Consider the following 18,925-nt stretch of genomic DNA (forward strand, 5'->3'; position numbering starts at 1 on the left):
ACTCGCGTGTATCGTGGCTAGCTGCATCGACCGATACGTGCTGATCGGTCACGAGAGGAGATTCATGACCGAGGCGACAGAAGTCGGTGTGGCTCAGGAGGCGGTCGCGAAGCTTCGAGTCGGCTTCATCGGGCTCGGCAGTCAAGGCGCCCCGATGGCTCGGCGCATCATCGAAGGCGGCTATCCGACCACGCTCTGGGCTCGGCGCCCGCAGAGCTTGGAGCCCTATGCGGATACGCCCGCCGTCATCGCCGCGACAGCGGCGGAGTTGGCGTCGGGAAGCGACCTCGTCTGCGTCTGCGTCGTCGACGACGCGGGTGTGGAGGCGGTGCTGACCGGGCCGGACGGTGTCCTGTCCGGACTGGCGCCCGGGGGCATCGTCGCCATTCACAGCACGGTGCACCCGGCCACCTGTGTGCGGATGGGTGAACTGGCCGCTGAGCGTGGGATAGCCGTCGTGGACGCGCCGGTCAGTGGCGGCGCACCGGCGGCGGTGGCGGGCCGCCTTGTGGTCATGGCGGGCGGGGCGCCCGAGGTCTTCGCCCGTTGCGAGCCCGTGTTCCGTACCTACGGCGACCCTGTCGTGCATCTGGGCGAGTTGGGGACCGGCGAGGTCGCCAAACTCCTCAACAACATGTCGCTCGCCGCGCAGTTGGAGATGTCGGCGGGAATCCTGGACATCGCGGGTTCCCTCGGACTGGATCCGCGCGCACTCGGCGATGTCGTCGCCAAGGGCACGGGGGCGAGCTATGCGATGTCGTTGCTCGGGCAACTCGGCGGGAGCCTCGCCGCATTGTCGGGCTCCGCGGGACCCCTGCTGCGCAAGGATGTCCGGATCCTGGCGGAATTGCTGGGCGACGGCGATGTTTCGCGTGGGCTCGTATGGAGCGCCGCCGACGGAGCCTTGGGGCGGTTGGGGCACCCGCGTGTCGGCTGAGTCCCCGGTCCGTTGTTCCACAACAAGCAGAGGAACGCTCGGTGGCGATCGCATTCGTCACAACAGAGCAGGTGTACGCGGATCCCGCGTCCGCGCCGCGATCAATTCGTGCCGAGAGCGCGCGATATCCGAACTGTAATCGGCTGAGGAACGAATATGACTGAACAGAGTACGGAAAGCACACCGGGTACGAAGGGGTGCCCGATCGGTTTCGAGCGACACACCGTGGATTTTCGTGACTCGTTCGTCGAGCGCACCGACGAGTTGCACGGCAAGTGCCCGATCGCGTGGTCCGACTCCTACGGCGGCTATTGGGTCGCCAATGACATGCCACAGGTGTTCTCGGTCGTCCGAGACCCGAAACTCCTCTCGAGCGACTTCGACGGGAAGGGCGAGCGCAAGGGCTACCTGGGAATTCAGATCCCGAACTACTCGATGGACCGAAACCGCAGCGGATTCATCGAGATGGATCCACCCGAGCAGCAGGACTTCCGGAAGCAATTGAACCCGTACCTGTCTCCTGCCGCGGTCGCGCGGTGGGTGCCGGTGATCGACGAGGTCACCCGTGCGTGCATCGATGAGGTCATCGAGAGCGGGCGGATCGACTTCATCGACGACCTGGCGAACATCGTGCCCGCCGTGGTGACGATGGGGTTGCTCGGTATGCCCTTGGCCGACTGGGACATCTTCTGCGAACCGGTGCATGCCTCGGTCTACACGGATCCGACCTCACCGGAGATCGTGGGCGTGATCAAACGCCTGCGTGAGTCCGAGGTGCACCTCAGCGACTGGATCAAGAGGATCCGCGAAGAACCTCGGCCCGGCCTCGTCGACGCACTGAACACGCTGACCCGAAACGGCGAAAAAGTGCCGCACATCGATGTTTTCGGCTCGTGCCAGTTGCTGATCGGTGGTGGATTCGATACGACGACGGCGCTGTCCGCGCACTCGCTGGAGTGGCTGTCGCAGCATCCGGACGAACGCAGGCGGCTGCGCGAGAATCTGGATACGATGCTCGACTCGGCGACCGAAGAGTTCCTCCGCTTCTACACACCCGCTCAAGGGAATGGGCGGACCGTCACAGCGAACGCCGAGATCGACGGAGTGCGTTTCGAGGAGGGCGACCGTCTGTGGCTGTCCTGGGCCATGGCCAACCGCAACTCGGAGATCTTCCCCGACCCGCACACCATCGATCTCGATCGCACCGGCAACCGGCACGCGAGCTTCGGACTCGGCGTCCACCGCTGCATCGGCTCGAACGTGGCGCGAAATCTGTTCAAGCGGATGCTGATCCAGGTGCTCGAGCGGATGCCCGACTATGTGTGCGACGAGGCGGGCGCGGTCCACTATCCCTCGGTGGGCATCATCAACGGCATGCGGAAACTGCCCGCGACCTTCACACCGGGCAGACGGCTCGGCGACGGCCTCGATGCGACCATCGCGCGCATGCAGGAGATCGTCGACGAGCAGCGACTTGCCGAACCGGTCACGCGGAACAAGGCCGCGGCCAAGATCTGACGGCCGCCGCGGCGCTTCGGGCGGCCGTCGATCCGGTCACCCGAGGTGCGTTCGAAGAAAGGTTCGGTGTCGAGTTGGACGACGTCGAAGCGATCGAATCGCGCACCGGCGATACCACTCTTCGCGTTTCCGCGGGCGAGTAGGCTCAGCGTGCGGAGGTCGTGGGCGATGTCCGGACCGCAGGTTCGTGTAGGCGGACGCGAGCTTCCGAGGATGATCCGGGAGGCATGCTGGTGAACACCAGGGATTTGCGCTATTTCGTCGTCGCGGCCCGTGAGCTGCATTTCACCCGGGCAGCGGAGAGTCTGTTCATCACCCAGCCCGCGCTGAGTAAGCAGATAGCCAGTCTGGAGCGTGAATTGGACGCTCAACTGTTCATCCGCCGCCGTGGCGGCGTCGCGCTCACCGCGGCCGGAGAGGCGTTGCTCGGGTACGCCCAGAAGATCATCGAACTCGACAAGGAAGCCAGGCACGAGGTGCGGCGGGCGACGAATTCCACTCGCACGCTGACATTGGGCTTCTGGCTCGCTCCGGGGCAGGACATGCTGCGCAAGATCATCGAGCTGTTCGCGGGCGCCCATCCGGACATTCATCTGGAATTGCGACGCGCCGATTGGTCGAAGAAGGGCGCGGGCGTCGAGTGCGGCGAATCCGATATCGGGCTGATCTGGCTTCCTCAGGAAAAGCAGCTGCGGCGTCTGAAATTCCATCGACTCGGGCTGGAGCCCACTGTGGTCGCGCTGCCCAAGGGGCATCGACTCGCGTCTCGCGAGACCGTGTACCCGAGCGATCTGACCGGCGAGACGATGTTCATGGTGCCCACCGCCGGCTCCGCGTTCAATGGCGCGGGTGCGGCTCATGGGCACGGGCAATCCCGCGTCGTCACCACCATCGACGAGACGCTCGTCGGTATCGCGAGCGGATTGGGCATCTGCGCGTTCACCGAATCGGTGGCGCGCTGGTATCCGCATTCCGGCGTCACGTTCGTTCCGCTCGAGGGCGAGCCACCCGCCGAGTACTGCGTGGTGTGGCGGGCCGAGGACGAATCGCGCGTCGAGGTCCGTGACCTGGTACGCGCGACGGTGAGCGCGTGGAACGCGCTCACCGTGACGGATGTGGCGAACTGACCGACGTCAGCCGTTGAGTGCCTTCTTCACGGCCGCGTGATAGCGATCGATGTAGGTCGGATCGAAATTGCGGATCAAGCCGGGGGGAAGTTCGGCGCCCTTCGGCACCTCGAGGGTCATGCTCCGGTGGAACACCGTGACCCCCTCGCCGGGGGACAGGAACGAGTAGGAAACGGTCATGATGCCGGTGTAGCCACCGGTCCCGTTCTCGCGGTCGTGTGCGAGCGCGCCGTGCGACTGGAATACCCAGCGCCACGGCCGGTGGGCGGTGACGAGGCGCCACGAGTAGCGATGCGGACTGTCGCCTGCTTCGTGCCAGATATCGCCCACCTCGAGCGGCAATCGTTCGACGCCCTCGATCATCTCGGAACCGGGATAGACCTCGACCCAGTTGCGCGGATCGGTGACGAAGTCGTAGACCTCCTCGGGGCTGTTCTGGAACGCGGTCTCGGAACTGACTTGGACGATACCCACGGTGATCGCCGCCTCTCGGGTGGGGGAATAGTCGTGCGCGAGCTGTTCTGCTCGCGGTCAGAAGGTGCTGCGAACGATCACGGGCATATGGCTGTAGCCCCATTGGAAGGTCGCGGGATTGCGGGTCGCTTCGTCTACATCGATGTCGTAGTCGTCGATCCGCGACAGGAATTCTTGCAGAATTATCCGTTCCTCGAGACGCGCCAGGTGAATACCGACACAGAAGTGCTGGCCGAATCCGAACGCCAGTGTTCGCGGGATGCTGCGATTCCATCGGAACTGATCGGGTCGGTCGAATTCCCGCGGATCGCGGTTGGCGGACTGGGTCAGGTACACGACGCGCTGCCCCGGTTCGACGACCTGGCCCGCTACCACCGTCTTCTCCCGCGCCGTCCGGCCGAACCACTGCGCGGGGCCGCAGAACCGGTTCATCTCCTCCGCGGCGACCGCGCAGTTGTTCGACAGGTCGGCCCGGACCTCGGCGAGCTGGTCGGGGTGGCGTCGCAGTTCGAGCAGTCCGTGCGCGGCGACCTTCGGCAGCGTCTCGGTTCCGCCGACCATCACGCACATCAGGTTGATCGCGATCTCCATATCGGTGAGTTCGCGGCCCTCGACGCGCAATTCGAGCATGCCGTCGACCAGCGGCCAGCTACCGTCCGGTCCCTCGGCGCGGCGCGCCTCCACCAAGGGGCGCACATACTCGAGGAGAGCGAACTGATGCGCGCGCGCCTCCACGAATCCGTCGGTGTCGGTTCGGGTCATGGCGTTGATGTTGTCGAGTACGTCGGTGGCGTTCTCGACCGGGATGTGGAACAGGTGGCAGATCGTCGACGCGGAGATCACGCCCGCGAACTCGTGTACGAGATCGAAGCGTTTACGCTCGATGAGCTCGTCGAGCTTCGAACGCACCATGGCGCGCACGAACGGTTCGAATCTCTTGACGTGGCCGGGCCGAAGTTGCTTCCCGTGCGCCTGCCGGACGAGTTCGTAGATCGGCGCGCCGTAGTTCAGGTGCGATCCCATCGCGGGGGCGGTGGGCGGATCGGATGTCGCGGCGGTGTTGTGGCGGAGAAGGACCGGCCTGTTGAATACCGAGCCCTCGTTTGTCACGAATACATTGGCCGGCATGGACAGAAAGTCCAGCGCGTCCTGGAATCGTGAGAGAAAGAACGTATCGTACTGCTCTGCGTAGTAGACCGGAAAATGCTCGCGCAGCACCTCGTAATACGGCAGTGGATTGCTCATGACCTCGGGCGCGAACGGGTCGTACACGAAATTGTCGACGGCGATGTTCACCTCGTCGCTCCTTTGTCGTCACGGGTCGTCTCGGTCGAGACACCGTGGGCCCGGTCCGCTTCGTCGATGATCATCAGACTCCTACCGTCGAACGACGCCGCGGGTGCGTCGGCGTTGATTCACTATGTGGCGACGCCGGGACATCTGTCCAAAAACCCGATGCATAACTGTCGGTTATCGGCGATCGGGCGCGATCCTCGGAACTCTCGTTCTCGATAACCGAAAGGCATGGCCACAGGTATTGGCGATACCGACGGCGGCGGTCACACACTGGGTAGGCACGTCGGACCGCGGTGGGATCGCGCCGAAGGCCGAACGGAGACGAGATCCGCCGAACCCGAGATCGAGGTCATAGCAGTGAATGTCATCCAGCGCGCGCTGGCCGATGGGCGCCCGTCCTACGGTATCTGGGTCGCCGGTCCCTCGCATATCTCCGCGGAGGCGATCGGACGTGGACCGCTGGACTGGGCGCTGCTCGATATGCAGCACGGCGGAATCGACGCGGCCAATCTGCTGCCGACGATCCAGGCCGTCGAACTCGGCGGGGGCGCGTCGCTGGTGCGAGTGGCGGTGAACGAGCCGAGCCTGATCATGCGCGCCCTCGACCTGGGCGCTATCGGGGTCGTCGTGCCGATGGTCTCCACCGCGCGGCAGGCGCGCGCGGCCGCGGAGGCGATGCGCTATCCGCCCCTCGGGACCCGATCGTTCGGTCCTGTTCGCAACTTCTACGGCGTGGACGGCGCCTCGGACTCGGTGACATGCCTGGTGATGATCGAGACCGCGGAGGGACTGGAGAACGTGGTCGAGATCGCCGCGACTCCGGGGGTCGACGGCCTGTTCATCGGTCCGATGGATCTCGGCCTCGCTCTCGGAGTCGGCCTGCGCGGCGCCGATCCCGCGAACGAGGTCGTGGCGCACGCCGTGGCGTCCGTCGTCGAGGCCGCCGAAGCGCAGGGCGTCTTCGTCGGTGCGGCGGGGATGGGTCCCGAGCACGCGGAGGCACTGCTTGCGGCGGGCGTGCGACTGGTCACCCTCGGCAGCGATGTCGGCTACGTGCGCGCCGGACTCGCCGCCGAAGCACACCGCATCGGCGAATGGAACGAACGATTCGGCACCGGGGTCGCCGCCCACGCCGACGACGCGATATCAGCCCAACCATCGAACTGACGAGGAACCTCCATGAAAGTGATTGTCGACTGGGGTCTGTGCGACGGCAACGGAGTGTGCGCCATCGAGGCTCCGACCGTCTTCGAGATCGATGACGACGACGAACTGCGACTGCTCAAGGACCAGATCGATGACGCCGAGCGCGCCAGGGTCGACTCCGCGGTACGCGTGTGCCCCAAGCGGGCGCTGCGACTGGAGCCCTGATCCGTCACCCACAGCATCACACCGACCGTGACCCGGATCGGTGGGACGTGGCGACGGCGTGAGAGAGGACAGATATGTGGGCTCAGATGCTCAGCGCACCAGGTAGATTCGAGACGGTCGAGGTGCCCGCGCCCGGTGCCGCGGATCTTGCGCCCGGACAGGTACTGCTGGCGACCAGGGCGGGCGCCATCTGCGGCAGCGACCTGCCGAACTTCAAGGGCGCCCCGTTCCCGCACCCCAAGAATCAGGGACGGTGGGTCACCAGCGCTCCCGGATTCCCCATGCACGAGGTGGTCGGTGAGGTCATCGCCTCCAAGCATTCCGATCACGACAAGGGCGATCTCGTCGTCGGCTGGGCATCGGGATTCGACGCACTGGCCGAGGTGATCATCAGCGACGGCGAGGGTCTCGCCGGGTACGACACCGACATCGCACCGTCCACCGCGGTGATGCTCCAACCGCTGGCCTGTGTGTTGTACGCCGTGGATCAACTCGACGACGTCACCGGCAAGACGGTCGCGGTCATCGGCCAGGGTCCGATCGGATTGCTGTTCAGCCACGTCCTCAAGAGCCGAGGAGCCAGGCATGTGATCGGCGTCGATCGCGTCGATCGCACCGACGCGGGCTCGATCTTCGGCGTCGACGAGGTGGTCACCGCCAGCGCGAATCTCTGGGCCGGGTCGCTGGATGCCCGCGACCGTCCACAGGTGGTGGTCGAGGCGGTCGGACACCAGGTGACCACCATGAAGAACTGTCTGGACGCGGTCGCTTTCGGTGGCGAGATCTACTATTTCGGCATTCCGGACGACCAGGTCTATCCCTTCGAGATGATGTCGCTGCTGCGCAAGAATCTCACCCTGCGCTCCGGCGCGACGATCGAACGCAGGCGCGTGCTCGAGGAAGCGAGCCGCTATCTCGCGAAGCATCCGGAGTTGCGCGATGTCTATGTCAGTGACGTCTTCCTCGCCTCCGATGTCGAGGCGGCCTTCATCGCCGCGATAGCGCCGCGCAAGGGACAGTTCAAGATCTCGATCGATATGGCATGACCGATCGTGGTGACGCGCGAGGCGGGATCATGGCGCGCCGATCGGCCGCCCTCGACCGCGCCGCGGGTATCACCCGGGCGCTCCGTCGAGGAACTCGCGGAATCCGTGCCACGGCAGTGGTCCGATTGCGAGGGCGGCATCCTGGATGGATCGGGTTCCGTCCGTTCACGTGATGGGTGGTGTGTTGGCGGCCACTTCCGAGGGTCGGGAGAGGTGGCGGCCTAGTCGCCCGCCGCGGCGGAATCGGCGGGTGCGGTGGACTTCTCGGCCTCGTGCAGCTCCGGGGCGATGAGGTCGATGAATTTGTCGCCTACCCGTTTGGCATCGTCGTAGGAGCCGAAGGAGAGCCGGATGCGCGTGAAGACCGCATTGTTGATGCCCCACAACATCAGGCCGAGGTCTCGTGCGCGTTCCTCCTCCAACACATCCAGTTCGCTGACCAGCCAGTCGAATCCGGCCTGCTGGTACTCGGCGAGTAGTTGGTGGATGAGGGGGTTGGTGCTCGCGTGCAGGGAGTGCTGCATGGCGAGGAAGTTCGGGTACTTCTTGTTGGCGGCGACGAGTAGATGCAATTTCGAGCGCAGTCGGGTCGCCGCGTCCTTGCCTGGGTGCGGCGACGGTTCGCGCATCGGCCGTACCCACTCGATGAGAGCCACCGCGTAGAGGTGTTCCTTGGATTCGAAGTAGCGGTACAGCGTGCCGAGGGCGACACCGGCCCGCTGGGAGACGTCGCGGATCTGGATCTGGTCGTAGCTCCGCTCGACGAGCAGGTCGATCGCGGCCGTGACGATGAGTCCGCGGCGGGCGAGCTGCCATTCGGGTAGGTCTGCCTCCGGTGGTGTTTTCCCGGCGGTGCGGCCTGGCATGGGCTCCCCGTTTCGATCGGCGCGAGTAGGTGGTCGGTTGAAGCCACGATAGTGGCGCGATGGGGTCGATTCAGACTGTGGACGTCGGGTGACAACTGAAGTTAGAGTCTAATTCTATTCGACCGGCCGCCGCGCCGCGCGATCACCGCCTGCCACGCACGGCCGCGACGACGGCTCGCACGCTGTCCCGCCCCGCGCCGATTCATCGACGACAACGGAGAGATTCATGGACGAAGTCTTCATCTACGACCACGCGAGGTCGCCCCGCGGACGCGGCAAACCGAGCGGGTCCCTGCACGAAATCACCTCGATCGGTCTCATCACCCAGGTGCTCGCGGCGCTGAAGCAACGCAACCATCTCGCCCCCGACGCGATCGACGACGTCGTGCTCGGCGTGGTCAGTCCGGGGGCGGAGGCAGGCGCGACGACGGTGCGGATGGCGCCGATCGCGGCCGGATTCGCGGACACCGTCGGCGGGCTGCACCTGAACCGGGCGTGCGCCTCGGGGCTGGAGGCGGTCACCGTGTCGGCGGCCAAGATTCGCGCCGGATGGGCGGACGCCGCGATCGGCGGCGGGTACGAATCCATGTCCCGGGTGCCACCCGGCACCGGCGGTGGTGGCGCGTGGGGTGTGGACCCCGCGTTCTCCGCCGAACATCCGTTCATGACGCAGGGCGTGGCGGCCGACCTGCTCGCGACACTGCGCGGCGTCGACCGTCCCGACCTCGACAGCTACAGCCTCGCGAGCCAGGAACGCGCCGCCAAGGCCCAGGCGGGCGGATTCTTCGACGGTGCGCTCGTACTCATCACCGACATCATCGGCACCGTCGTGCTCGACCGTGACGAGCATCTGCGCCCGGACGCGACCCTCGAACGGCTGGCCGCCCTGCCCGCCGCCTTCGCCTTCGAGGGGCGGAAACTCGGCTACGACGACGTCGCCATCCAGAGTTACCCGCACCTGTCCGAGATCCAGCACGTCCACACGGCGGGCTCGAGTTCGGGTGTCGTAGACGGGGCGGCGGGCGTGCTGATCGGCAATCGCGAATTCGGTGCGCGCACCGGCCTGCGCCCCCGTGCGGTGATCAAGTCGTCGGTGACGCACGCCTCGGATCCGCTGCTGTTCCTCGACGCACCGCCCGAAACCTGCCGACGAGCGTTGCGGCGCGCGGGCATGGGGGTAGCCGATATCGACCTGTGGGAGTTGAACGAAGCCTTCGCCGTCGTCCCGCTCGTGTTCATGGACGAGATGGGAGTCGATCACGACCGGCTCAACGTCAACGGCGGGGCCATCGCCCTCGGTCATCCGCTGGGAGCCTCGGGCGCGATGATCCTGGGCACCCTGCTCGACGAACTCGAGCGCCGAGAACTGGCCACCGGCGTTGCCACCTTGTGCGCGGCGGGCGGCATGGGCATCGCGACAGTCATCGAACGAGTCTGAGCAGGACGGCACACACAGATATGACGACCAACACCAACAGCATCGGATACGCCGTCGACGCCGACGGCGTCGCCACTCTGACGATGGATGTTCCCGGCGCGCCCGTGAACGCCGTCGGAAGTCGGTTCATGGCGGACCTCGCCGCCGCGATCGACCGCGCTGCCGCCGACGCCGCGGCGAAGGGCATTCTGCTCGTCTCCGGCAAGGACACCTTCCTGGCGGGCGCCGATCTCAAGGAGATGGACAGCAACGGTGCGCGTCCCGCTGCCGCGTTGTCCCCCGCCGAGCGACTCGACCTGCAACAGGCGTTGTCCGACGCGCTGCGCAAGTTGGAGACCTGCGGCAAACCTGTCGCGGTGGTGATCAACGGAGTCGCCGCGGGGGCGGGGTTGGAACTGGCCCTCGCCTGCCACTACCGGGTCGCCGTCGATGACCGCGGCGTGGTGCTCGGCCTTCCCGAGTCCCAGGTCGGTCTGATCCCCGGCAGCGGCGGCACCCAGCGACTACCGAGGCTGATCGGCGTCGAGAAGGCCGTCCCACTGATGCTCCAGGGCAAACTCGTCCCGGCGGGCCAGGCGAAGGATCTCGGCATCGTGGACGCGGTGCTGCCCGCGGAGCAGGCGCGTGCCGAGGCCGAGCGGTGGCTGCTCGAGGAGGGCGATCCGGTCCAGCCCTGGGACAAGAAGGGCTACCGGGTACCCGGTGGTCTGCCGACGGCGTCGGCGGAGGTCGGCCGGGTCTTCTTCCTCGGCAACACCATGACCAGGGCAAAGACCTTCGGGACTGCGCCCGCGCAGAGCGCCATCCTGGCCGCGGTGTGGGAAGGCATCCGGCTTCCGTTCGATACCGCGGTGCGTCTCGAGGGCAAGTACTTCCAGCGAATCTTCGAGGACCCGACATCCAAGGCGATCATCCGCACGATGTTCGTGAGCAAGAAGGCCGCCGACAAACTCGTGGCCCGTCCCGCCGGAATCCCCAAGGCGCAGATCCGGCGGCTGGGGATCGCGGGCGCGGGCACGATGGGGGCGGGGATCGCGCTGGCCGCCGCGAAGGCAGGTCTAGGAGTGGTGCTGCTGGACACCACCGAGGACAAGGCTCGCGCGGGCAAGGGCTACGCGGAGAAGCGCTTGAACCGTGACGTCGAGAAGGGGCGGTCGACCGTCGACAAGCGCGACGCGATACTCGGCCGGATCGAGGCGACCGCCGACTTCACCGCGTTCGCCGACGTGGACTTCGTCGTCGAGGCGGTCTTCGAGTCCGAGAGCGTCAAGCGCGAGGTGTACGCGGAAATCGAGAAACACCTGCCCGAGGGCGTGGTGCTGGCCTCCAACACCTCGGCGCTGCCGATCACCGGCCTCGCCGACCTGACACAGCGGGCGGCGGATTTCATCGGTACGCACTTCTTCTCCCCGGCCGAGCGGATGCCGCTCGTGGAGGTCATCAGGGGGCGCGCGACCTCCGACAGGACCTTGGCGCACGCCCTCGATCTCGCGCAGATCTTGCGCAAGACCCCGATCGTGGTGAACGACAACTGGGGATTCTTCACCAGTCGCTTCATCGGCTCGTTCCTGACCGAGAGCATGCGCATGGTGCAGGAGGGCGTGCTGCCCGCGTTGGTGGAGAACGGGGCGCGCATGGTTGGCATGCCGCAGGGCGCGCTGACCGTCACCGACGCGATCGGCATCGACGTGGGTCGGGCCGCGCTGATCGAGAAGGTGCGCGCGGACGAGAACGCGAAGGCGGCCGACTACGAGTTGGGCGCGTTCCTGGTCGGCAAGTACGACCGGCGAGGTCGCAAGAACGGCAAGGGCTTCTACGACTACGGCGCGGACGGATCGAAGCGCCTGTGGGCGGGCCTGTCCGAGGCGATCCCGCCGCTGCCCGTCCAGCCGACGATCGAGGAGGTCCAGGTCCGCATCCTGTACGCGCAGCTCGCGGAGGGGGCGCGCGCGTTCGCCGAAGGTGTGCTGCTCGGTCCAGCCGACGGTGATCTCGGTGCGACGCTCGGCGTCGGATTCCCCGCGCACCTGGGAGGACCGTTCGTCGCCATGGATCAGATCGGCATCACCGAGGTCCTCGCCCGACTCGATCGCCTACGCGACGCGCACGGCGACAAGTTCGCGGCGCCGGAACTGTTGCGTGCGATGGCGCGCAACGGTTGGACGTTCTACGGTCCGATGGCCGTCGTATCTCCCGGTGCGCCCGAATCACTCGCGGCGGGACGGTCGGCATGAGCGATCCGGAACCGATCTACGACGATCCGAGTTTCCACGATCAGGGCGTGTACGCCTGGGGCGGGCACCACCCCGATCGTCCCGCCTTGATCAGCGACGCGACCGGGGAGTCCGTCACCTTCGGGCAGTTGCGGCGCCGCGCCAACAGCATCGCCGACCAGTTGCGCGCACTTGGCATCGGCGCGGGCGACACCGTGGCGAGCTGGCAGTACAACAGTGTCGCGCAATGGGAATTCTTCACCGGCGCACTACAACTCGGCGTTCTCGTGGTACCGATCAGCACTCACCTGACCGGTGCGGAAGCCGAGTACATCCTGCGGGATTCCGGAGCGAAGGCGCTGGTCGCCGCCGCGGAACTGGCGGAGAGTATCGAAGCGACGCCGACCATCCCGGCCGAGCAGCGCTTCGTCGAGGGCAGCGGCGTCGACGGGTGGAGACCGTACACCGATCTCCGCGATCTCGGCGCCGCCGATGATCCCGCGAATCGGATGGCCGGTTCGTTCATGTACTACACCTCCGGCACGACGGGACGGCCCAAGGGCGTGCGTCGTTCGCTGCTGCGCATCTCGCCGGAGGTGTTGGCGGCGGGCGCCGGGTTCTTCCTGGCGAAATTCGGAATCGAGGGGGACCCGGGTGTCGCGATGCTGTTCTCGCCCGGCTACCACGCGGCTCCTGGAGCCAATACGTGGAACGCGCTCAACCGTGGATTCACGGTCGTCATCCTCGAGAAGTTCGAGGCCGAGCACGTCTTGCGTGCGATCCCGAAATACGGGGTCACGCTGATCAACGCGGTTCCGACGCACATCCATCGGATGCTCGCGCTGCCCGAGCGGGTGCGCGCGGATCTCGATCTGTCCGGCCTCGGCCACATTCTGGTCGCGGGCGCGAAGTTCGCGCCCGCCCTCAAGGCGCGCGCCATCGAGTACTTCGGCCCGGTCGTCTGGGAGTCGTTCGCAGCCACCGAAGGTTTCGTCTGCTGTGTGAGCCCGAACGAGGCGCTCGAACGCCCCGGCACCGTGGGGCGTCCCGATCCGGACGCGATCCGCATCGTCGGTGAGGACGGCGCGGACGTCGGCCAGGGACAGAGCGGGACGATTCTCTTCAAATCCCTTGGTGGCACCTTCGATTATCACAACGACGCGGACAAGACCGCCGAGAGCGTCGGCGCCGACGGGTTCATCAACTGCGGCGACATCGGTTATCTGGACGAGGACGGCTACCTCTACATCCAGGATCGTCGCGTGGACCTGATCATCACCGGCGGGGTCAATGTCTATCCGGCCGAGGTGGAGCAGACGCTGGCGGAGCACCCCGCGGTCGCCGATGTCGCGGTGGTCGGCGTGCCCGACCCGGAGTGGGGCCAGAACGTCGTGGCAGCGGTCCAGTTGAATCCCGGCTACGCCGCCGGGGACGCACTGGCCGAGGAACTGCGCGTCTTCTCCAAGGAACGGATCGCGGGCCCGAAGGTGCCGCGCCGCATCGTTTTCGAGTCCGTGTTGCCGCGCACGGCCACCGGAAAGATGCGGCGCGGCGAGGTCCGTGACGCCCTCGTGAACGCGAGCGCCGCGTCCGCCGACCCGACGTCCTGAAGGACGGCTGAGCGTATAACGCCGATGTCCCCTGTTTCCTCGGAAGCGGGGGACATCGTGTGTTCGGGTCATGTCGACGCGCGCGGGCAGATCGCGTCGGCTCTGCCCGCGCACGCGTCGGCGGAATCAGGGCATCACGATGACCGGCTTGACGGTCACGCCCGCCGCCGCGTCGACCTCGGCCCGGGAGATATCGGCGAGCTCGTAGGTGTCGATCAATCGATCGAACGGGAACAGACCTCGTTGCCACAGGTCGATCAGACGAGGGATGAAATTCTGCGGAACCGCTCCGCCCTCGTAGCTGAAAGTCACCGTCTTGCCGGTCAATTCGGACGGGTGCACGGTCAGCATCTCCAGGCCGGACCCGACGAGCACGCAGGCGCCCGGCCTGCGCAGCACGCGCACGGCGTTGGCCATCACCGCCGCGACGCCGGTGGTGTCGAAGCTGAAATCCAGTCCGCCCGAATCGCCGCGTACGGCGGCGACGACATCGCCGTCCGAGCCGTCCACCGCGCGCGTCGCGCCGAGTTCGAGCGCGAGGTCGCGCCGATCCGAATTGAGATCGACCGCGACGATCTCACCCGCACCGCAGAGTTTGGCCGCCATGATCGCCGAGAGACCCACCGCGCCCGCGCCGAAAACGGCGAGGGACTGTCCCGCGCCGAGCCGCATCACGTTCAGCACGGAACCTGCTCCGGTCTGCACGCCACACCCGAGCGGACCGAGCTTTTCGAGCGGGACGTCGTCGCGGACCTTCACCAGATTGCGTTCGGTCGCCAGGGCGTACTGCCCGAACGAGGACTGCCCGAACCAGCGGTTGGTGATCGGCGCACCCGCCGCGTCACGGGCGGTGCGGCGGCCGTCCGGCGTGAGCCCGAGGAGGTTGCGCGCCTCGAACGCCTCGCAATCGGTGGGGCGCCCGGCGTGACAGGACGCGCAGACACCGCACGAATCGAAGCTGAGCACCACGTGATCGCCGGGCGCCACCGAGGTGACCCCGACTCCCACCTTCTCCACGATGCCCGCTCCTTCGTGCCCGAGGACAGCCGGGAGGAAGTGTTCGCCGAGCAGTCCACTACGTCCGACGAGATCGGTGTGGCAGAACCCGGTGGCCACGATGCGGACCAATGCCTCCGCCGGACCGGGATCGTCGAGGTGGATCGATTCGATCGAGAACGGCGCCGCGGGGTCGCGGATGACGGCGGAGAGCGACGTGGTCACTGGATTCCTTCGAGATTTTCGATATGACTGGGAGAGAGAGGGATTCAGCTGATGTGCGCGGGCAGGGATTCGATGCCGTTGATGAAATTGCTGACCAGCCGCACGGGTTCGCCGAATTCGATCTTCGGCACTCTGCGCAGCAGTTCGCCGATGATCGAGCGCAGTTGGACCTTCGCGACGTTGTGGCCGAGGCAGTAGTGCACTCCACCGCCGCCGAATGCGACATGGCGGGTGCGCGGGCGGCCGAGGTCGAAGACTTCCGGGTCGGTGAACACGGTCTCGTCGCGATTGCCCGAGCAGTAGAACATGACGACCTTGTCGCCCGCGGCGATCTGTTGCCCGCCGAGTTCGACATCGACCGAGGCGGTGCGTGAGAACTGGATCACGGGGGTGGCGTGGCGAACGAACTCGTCGACCGCCTGCATCATCACCGCGTCCATGTTCTCGATCAGCCAGTCCCGCTGATCGGGATGCTCGCTCAAGGAGAGCATCGACCTGGTGGTGGTCTGCTTGGTGGTGTCGTTGCCCGCGACACTCATGAGCAGCATGAAAGCGCCGATGTGATCATCGGTCAGGCCATGTCCGTCGATGCGGGCCTCGACCAGGTTGGTCATCAGATCGTCGCCGGGATTCTTGCGGCGGAATACCGCGAGATCCTTGGCGATGGTGAAGAGGAACCCCGCCTCCTCCATCAGCTTGAGGAGCTTGGCCTCACCTTCGAGTCCCGCCACGTCGAGACCGCCGACCAGATTCTCCGCGGCCCGCGCGACGCGTTTGCGATCGGCCTCGGGCACGCCGACCATGTCCGAGATGGTTTCCATCGGAAGTCGCGACGAACAGCGCTCCACGAAGTCGATATCGCCCGCACCGATCAGGTCGTCGACGATCGACTCGGCGTTGGCGACGATGCTCGATTCGATGCGTTTGATCTGCTTCGGGGTGAACGCCGCGTTGACGAGGCCGCGGTAGAGGGTGTGCTCGGGCGGGTCCATGCCGAGGAAGAAGCTGGCGGCCGCACCCGCGGGGTCGGTCGGGTCGAGTGTGGTTCCGTACTTCGACTGGAAGACTTCGCTGTTCGTGCTGACCGTGGTGATATCGGCCGCCCTCGTGACCGCCCAGAAACCCTGCTGGTTGTGCGGTGAGTGGTAGGCCACCGGTGGGTGCCAGCTGACCGGCGCTTCCGCGCGCAGCCTGGCGAAGGATTTCTCCCGCTCGGCGAACGGCCGCGCCCAGAACGCCGACGACGAGATATCGATATCGGTGGTGAACGGGTGGCTGGTACTGAACAACTCCATGATGGTTTCCTGTCGGACTCTGCTGTCGGATCGGAGGATGCTTCGCGAGCAGCTCGCGGTGGCCGCGGTGGTGACCGCCTGGAATCGGGTGCGTTCATCGAGCCCGCACTGGCCGTTCCCGCTCGACTCGGCACCGCCGAACGACAGGTCGGGCGGGGGCCCGCGCGAACGACGCACCGGTCGAACGGGCCTCGGCGGCGAAAGTATCAGCGCTGCTGACGGTTTCGCCATCCATCGGCGTCTGGGGAAGGGGCAATTCGGTGGTTCTCCTTGAACGCGCGCCCACGCATCGGGGCATCAGGTGCGGCCGGATCGTGACGGAGCAGCCGGTGACACCGCTCACAGAGATTAACAAGACTTAGGTTCTCATTTCAATACGCTGCGGCAAATTTGCCTAGAGGTCCGCTCGGCATGTGGCAACCGTGTCGCGTTGTCCGCTCGACGATGCGCGATCGAGGTCGGTGGACCGCGCTGATTGCCTTCTACCTGGCATATTCGGCGCAGGGAAGGGCTACGATGGTCGAGGTCGGGTGACCTGCGGCCTGCCACGTAGTTATCGCGGTGTGGTGTCGGCGATGCGAGAGAGACGGAGTGTGATTCGATGACGTCGGCACGTTCGCGGCAATCCGATGAGACTCGGAGTTCTGTTTCTGCCGGCGAGCCCGTGCAGCGCCGCGTGCGTTACCGGAAGATCGTCGATGCCGCGTTCGACTGCCTCGCGGTCGGGGAGTTCGACCGAATCAAGATCGACGACGTGGCACGCGCGGCAGGCCTGGCCAAGGCGACGTTGTATCGCTATTTTCCGTCCAAGGATTCGCTGTACGCCGTCGTGCTCCGGGAATGGGTCGACGCCAATCACCTACGCGCGAGCACCGCGGTCGGCCCCGAACGCGCCCGGATCCGCGCCCACGCCATGATCACCGCGTTCGCCGAGAGTCCCCAGTTCTTCAGGCTCGCTGTCACCTTGTTCTCCAGCTCCGACCCGGTGGTGAAGAGTGAACTCCTCGATGTCGGCGCACGCACCCATCGGTACTTCCACGACGATTTCATCGATTCCACGCGGGTGGCGCCGCGCGATGCCGCGGTCATCATGCAGGCGATCGTGCACGCCGCGGTCATGGCCTCGGTCTACCACGGCGCCGCCTTCGCCGACGCACATCACCTCGTCGACCAGATGATCCGACTCTCGGTCGGGGACCCGATATCGCCCGTCACGGGAGATCACAAGGTCAACAGCGACGCCGGCGCGCCGGTCGCCGCGGAACTGCCGACCTTCAAGCAGCGGCGTCGACGGCGGATCGTGGAATGCGCGCGAGAGGCATTGCGCGAGAACTCCTACGAGCAGATCCACGTGACGAACATCGCCAGGGACGCCGATATCTCGTTGGGCACCCTGTACCGGTACTTCCCGTCGAAGGAAGCCGTGTACGCGGAGGTGATCCGGGACTGGTTCACACATAGCGGCGTCATCGCGAATAGGGATGATCTGCGCCCGGAAGCGCGGGTGTCGGCGCGAGTCCGCGCCGCGCTCGACGCCTTCGAAGCCGATCCCGAGTTCTTCCGCGTGAACGTGTTGCTGTACTCCATCGGGGACGAACGTGTCCAAGCTGTGCTGGGCGAGGTCATCGCGACCGCACGCGAGACCCTGCTGCGCGATCTGTCCGCGGTGCGTGTGCCGAGCGCGGGCGACGCCGCGACGATGTTGTGGGCGCTGATCGGCTCACTGACAACGGGAGTGATCTCCTACGGCGGGAATTTCCCGGAGGTGAGGAGGGTCATGGAGGTGTTCATCGCACTGCTCGTAGCCAGTGCCGACGGGCGCGCGGGCGACGAGCGTGGGTTCTCGCCGTAACGTGCTTCTCCCAGTCGATCACGCGGCTGCGCACTACGCCACCGGTGCACCATCTGCTCGTCGAACGAGTAGCGCGGGAAGATGCGCACCCCGGACGCGTCGGGCACCTTCGAGAAGTCAGGGGGACATGGCCTCGCTCTCGGTCGCTTCGCGCGCGGGGTGTTGTTCGCGGCGGTAGCGTTCGACCTCGGCATTGAATCGCGCGAGGCGGGAAGCGAAGTCGGCGATCTCCTCGATGTCCCAGTCTCCCAGGAACTCTCGAAGCATCGCGGTTCTTCGGTGGCGTGCGCGATCGAGACTCCGGTCGCCCGAGGGGGTGACGCGGAATTTGCGGGCCATGCCGCCGCCGGGATCGCTGATGCGCTCGACCAATCCGAGGCGTAGCAGCGTCGCGGTCTGTCGATACACGGTCGAATTGTCCACCGAGAACGACTCGCTCAGCTCACTGATCGACAGCGGACCGCGGGCGCGGAGCCAGTTCAGCACGAGGTAGCCGCTGCGCTCGAGGTCGTCGACAGCGCCGCAGCGGTCCATTCTGAGCTGGTGCAGCATCAACACCATCGCTTCGAACTCGAGCAGGCGAACCGATTCGGAATGCATTGTCTCGAACTCCACTCGAACAGGCGTCAGGTCTGCGCGGCCGCGGATCTCGATGTCGTGC

General features: G+C 66.2%; 16 protein-coding genes. 10 read left to right on the forward strand and 6 right to left on the reverse strand.

Annotation, left to right across the window (positions count from 1 at the left end):
- Positions 1–64: 64 nt before the first annotated feature.
- The 3 genes from IT779_RS26300 to IT779_RS26310 all read left to right on the forward strand — a co-directional run bounded on the left by IT779_RS26300 (position 65) and on the right by IT779_RS26310 (position 3,582).
- Positions 65–937, forward strand: a complete 873-nt coding sequence (locus IT779_RS26300; RefSeq protein WP_196152105.1) for an NAD(P)-dependent oxidoreductase — start codon at positions 65–67, stop codon at positions 935–937.
- A 156-nt stretch (positions 938–1,093) separates the two neighbouring features.
- Positions 1,094–2,455 carry a cytochrome P450 gene (locus IT779_RS26305; RefSeq protein WP_196152106.1) on the forward strand — a complete coding sequence of 454 codons (1,362 nt, stop codon included), beginning with the start codon at positions 1,094–1,096 and terminating at the stop codon, positions 2,453–2,455.
- A 233-nt stretch (positions 2,456–2,688) separates the two neighbouring features.
- Positions 2,689–3,582, forward strand: coding sequence for a LysR family transcriptional regulator (locus IT779_RS26310; protein ID WP_196152107.1), 894 nt, complete (start codon positions 2,689–2,691; stop codon positions 3,580–3,582).
- A 6-nt stretch (positions 3,583–3,588) separates the two neighbouring features.
- Here IT779_RS26310 and IT779_RS26315 read toward each other — a convergent pair whose 3' ends face one another.
- Positions 3,589–4,056, reverse strand: a complete 468-nt coding sequence (locus IT779_RS26315) for an SRPBCC family protein (RefSeq protein WP_196152108.1) — start codon at positions 4,054–4,056, stop codon at positions 3,589–3,591.
- Positions 4,057–4,113: 57 nt separating this feature from the next.
- Positions 4,114–5,352, reverse strand: a complete 1,239-nt coding sequence (locus tag IT779_RS38895; RefSeq protein WP_196152109.1) for a cytochrome P450 — start codon at positions 5,350–5,352, stop codon at positions 4,114–4,116.
- A 228-nt stretch (positions 5,353–5,580) separates the two neighbouring features.
- On the opposite strand from IT779_RS38895, the gene IT779_RS26325 reads away from it, so the two are divergent.
- The 3 genes from IT779_RS26325 to IT779_RS26335 all read left to right on the forward strand — a co-directional run bounded on the left by IT779_RS26325 (position 5,581) and on the right by IT779_RS26335 (position 7,769).
- Positions 5,581–6,519 carry an HpcH/HpaI aldolase family protein gene (locus tag IT779_RS26325; RefSeq protein WP_196152110.1) on the forward strand — a complete coding sequence of 313 codons (939 nt, stop codon included), beginning with the start codon at positions 5,581–5,583 and terminating at the stop codon, positions 6,517–6,519.
- 12 nt (positions 6,520–6,531) lie between these two features.
- Positions 6,532–6,723 (forward strand): ferredoxin, encoded by a 192-nt coding sequence (locus IT779_RS26330; RefSeq protein WP_196152111.1) that lies wholly within the window; start codon positions 6,532–6,534, stop codon positions 6,721–6,723.
- 74 nt (positions 6,724–6,797) lie between these two features.
- Positions 6,798–7,769 carry a zinc-binding dehydrogenase gene (locus IT779_RS26335; protein ID WP_196152112.1) on the forward strand — a complete coding sequence of 324 codons (972 nt, stop codon included), beginning with the start codon at positions 6,798–6,800 and terminating at the stop codon, positions 7,767–7,769.
- Between the two features lie 221 nt (positions 7,770–7,990).
- Here IT779_RS26335 and IT779_RS26340 read toward each other — a convergent pair whose 3' ends face one another.
- Positions 7,991–8,635 carry a TetR/AcrR family transcriptional regulator gene (locus IT779_RS26340; protein WP_196152113.1) on the reverse strand — a complete coding sequence of 215 codons (645 nt, stop codon included), beginning with the start codon at positions 8,633–8,635 and terminating at the stop codon, positions 7,991–7,993.
- 226 nt (positions 8,636–8,861) lie between these two features.
- Here IT779_RS26340 and IT779_RS26345 point away from each other — a divergent pair, with 226 nt between their 5' ends.
- The 3 genes from IT779_RS26345 to IT779_RS26355 are packed head-to-tail and all read left to right on the forward strand — an operon-like array spanning position 8,862 to position 13,896.
- Entirely contained in the window at positions 8,862–10,073 is a 1,212-nt protein-coding gene (locus IT779_RS26345) for an acetyl-CoA C-acetyltransferase (protein WP_196152114.1), read from the forward strand.
- A 20-nt stretch (positions 10,074–10,093) separates the two neighbouring features.
- A complete protein-coding gene (locus IT779_RS26350) occupies positions 10,094–12,307 on the forward strand; it encodes a 3-hydroxyacyl-CoA dehydrogenase NAD-binding domain-containing protein (RefSeq protein ID WP_196152115.1) in 2,214 nt (737 codons plus the stop codon).
- Positions 12,304–13,896, forward strand: a complete 1,593-nt coding sequence (locus tag IT779_RS26355; RefSeq protein ID WP_196152116.1) for an AMP-binding protein — start codon at positions 12,304–12,306, stop codon at positions 13,894–13,896. Before IT779_RS26350 ends, IT779_RS26355 begins: the two co-directional genes overlap by 4 nt.
- A gap of 126 nt (positions 13,897–14,022) precedes the next feature.
- Here the strand turns inward: IT779_RS26355 and IT779_RS26360 are convergent, their stop codons facing one another.
- Positions 14,023–15,117, reverse strand: coding sequence for an NAD(P)-dependent alcohol dehydrogenase (locus tag IT779_RS26360; protein ID WP_196152117.1), 1,095 nt, complete (start codon positions 15,115–15,117; stop codon positions 14,023–14,025).
- A 44-nt stretch (positions 15,118–15,161) separates the two neighbouring features.
- Positions 15,162–16,412, reverse strand: coding sequence for a cytochrome P450 (locus IT779_RS26365; RefSeq protein WP_196152118.1), 1,251 nt, complete (start codon positions 16,410–16,412; stop codon positions 15,162–15,164).
- 676 nt (positions 16,413–17,088) lie between these two features.
- Between IT779_RS26365 and IT779_RS26370 the strand changes: the two genes are divergently transcribed.
- The gene (locus IT779_RS26370) at positions 17,089–18,264 is read left to right on the forward strand and encodes a TetR/AcrR family transcriptional regulator (protein ID WP_196152119.1); all 1,176 of its coding nucleotides are present in this window, start codon (positions 17,089–17,091) and stop codon (positions 18,262–18,264) included.
- Positions 18,265–18,381: 117 nt separating this feature from the next.
- Here IT779_RS26370 and IT779_RS26375 read toward each other — a convergent pair whose 3' ends face one another.
- The gene (locus IT779_RS26375) at positions 18,382–18,864 is read right to left on the reverse strand and encodes a MarR family winged helix-turn-helix transcriptional regulator (RefSeq protein ID WP_196152120.1); all 483 of its coding nucleotides are present in this window, start codon (positions 18,862–18,864) and stop codon (positions 18,382–18,384) included.
- Positions 18,865–18,925 lie beyond the last annotated feature (61 nt).

Source organism: Nocardia bovistercoris (genome assembly GCF_015674855.1).
GTDB lineage: Bacteria > Actinomycetota > Actinomycetes > Mycobacteriales > Mycobacteriaceae > Nocardia > Nocardia bovistercoris.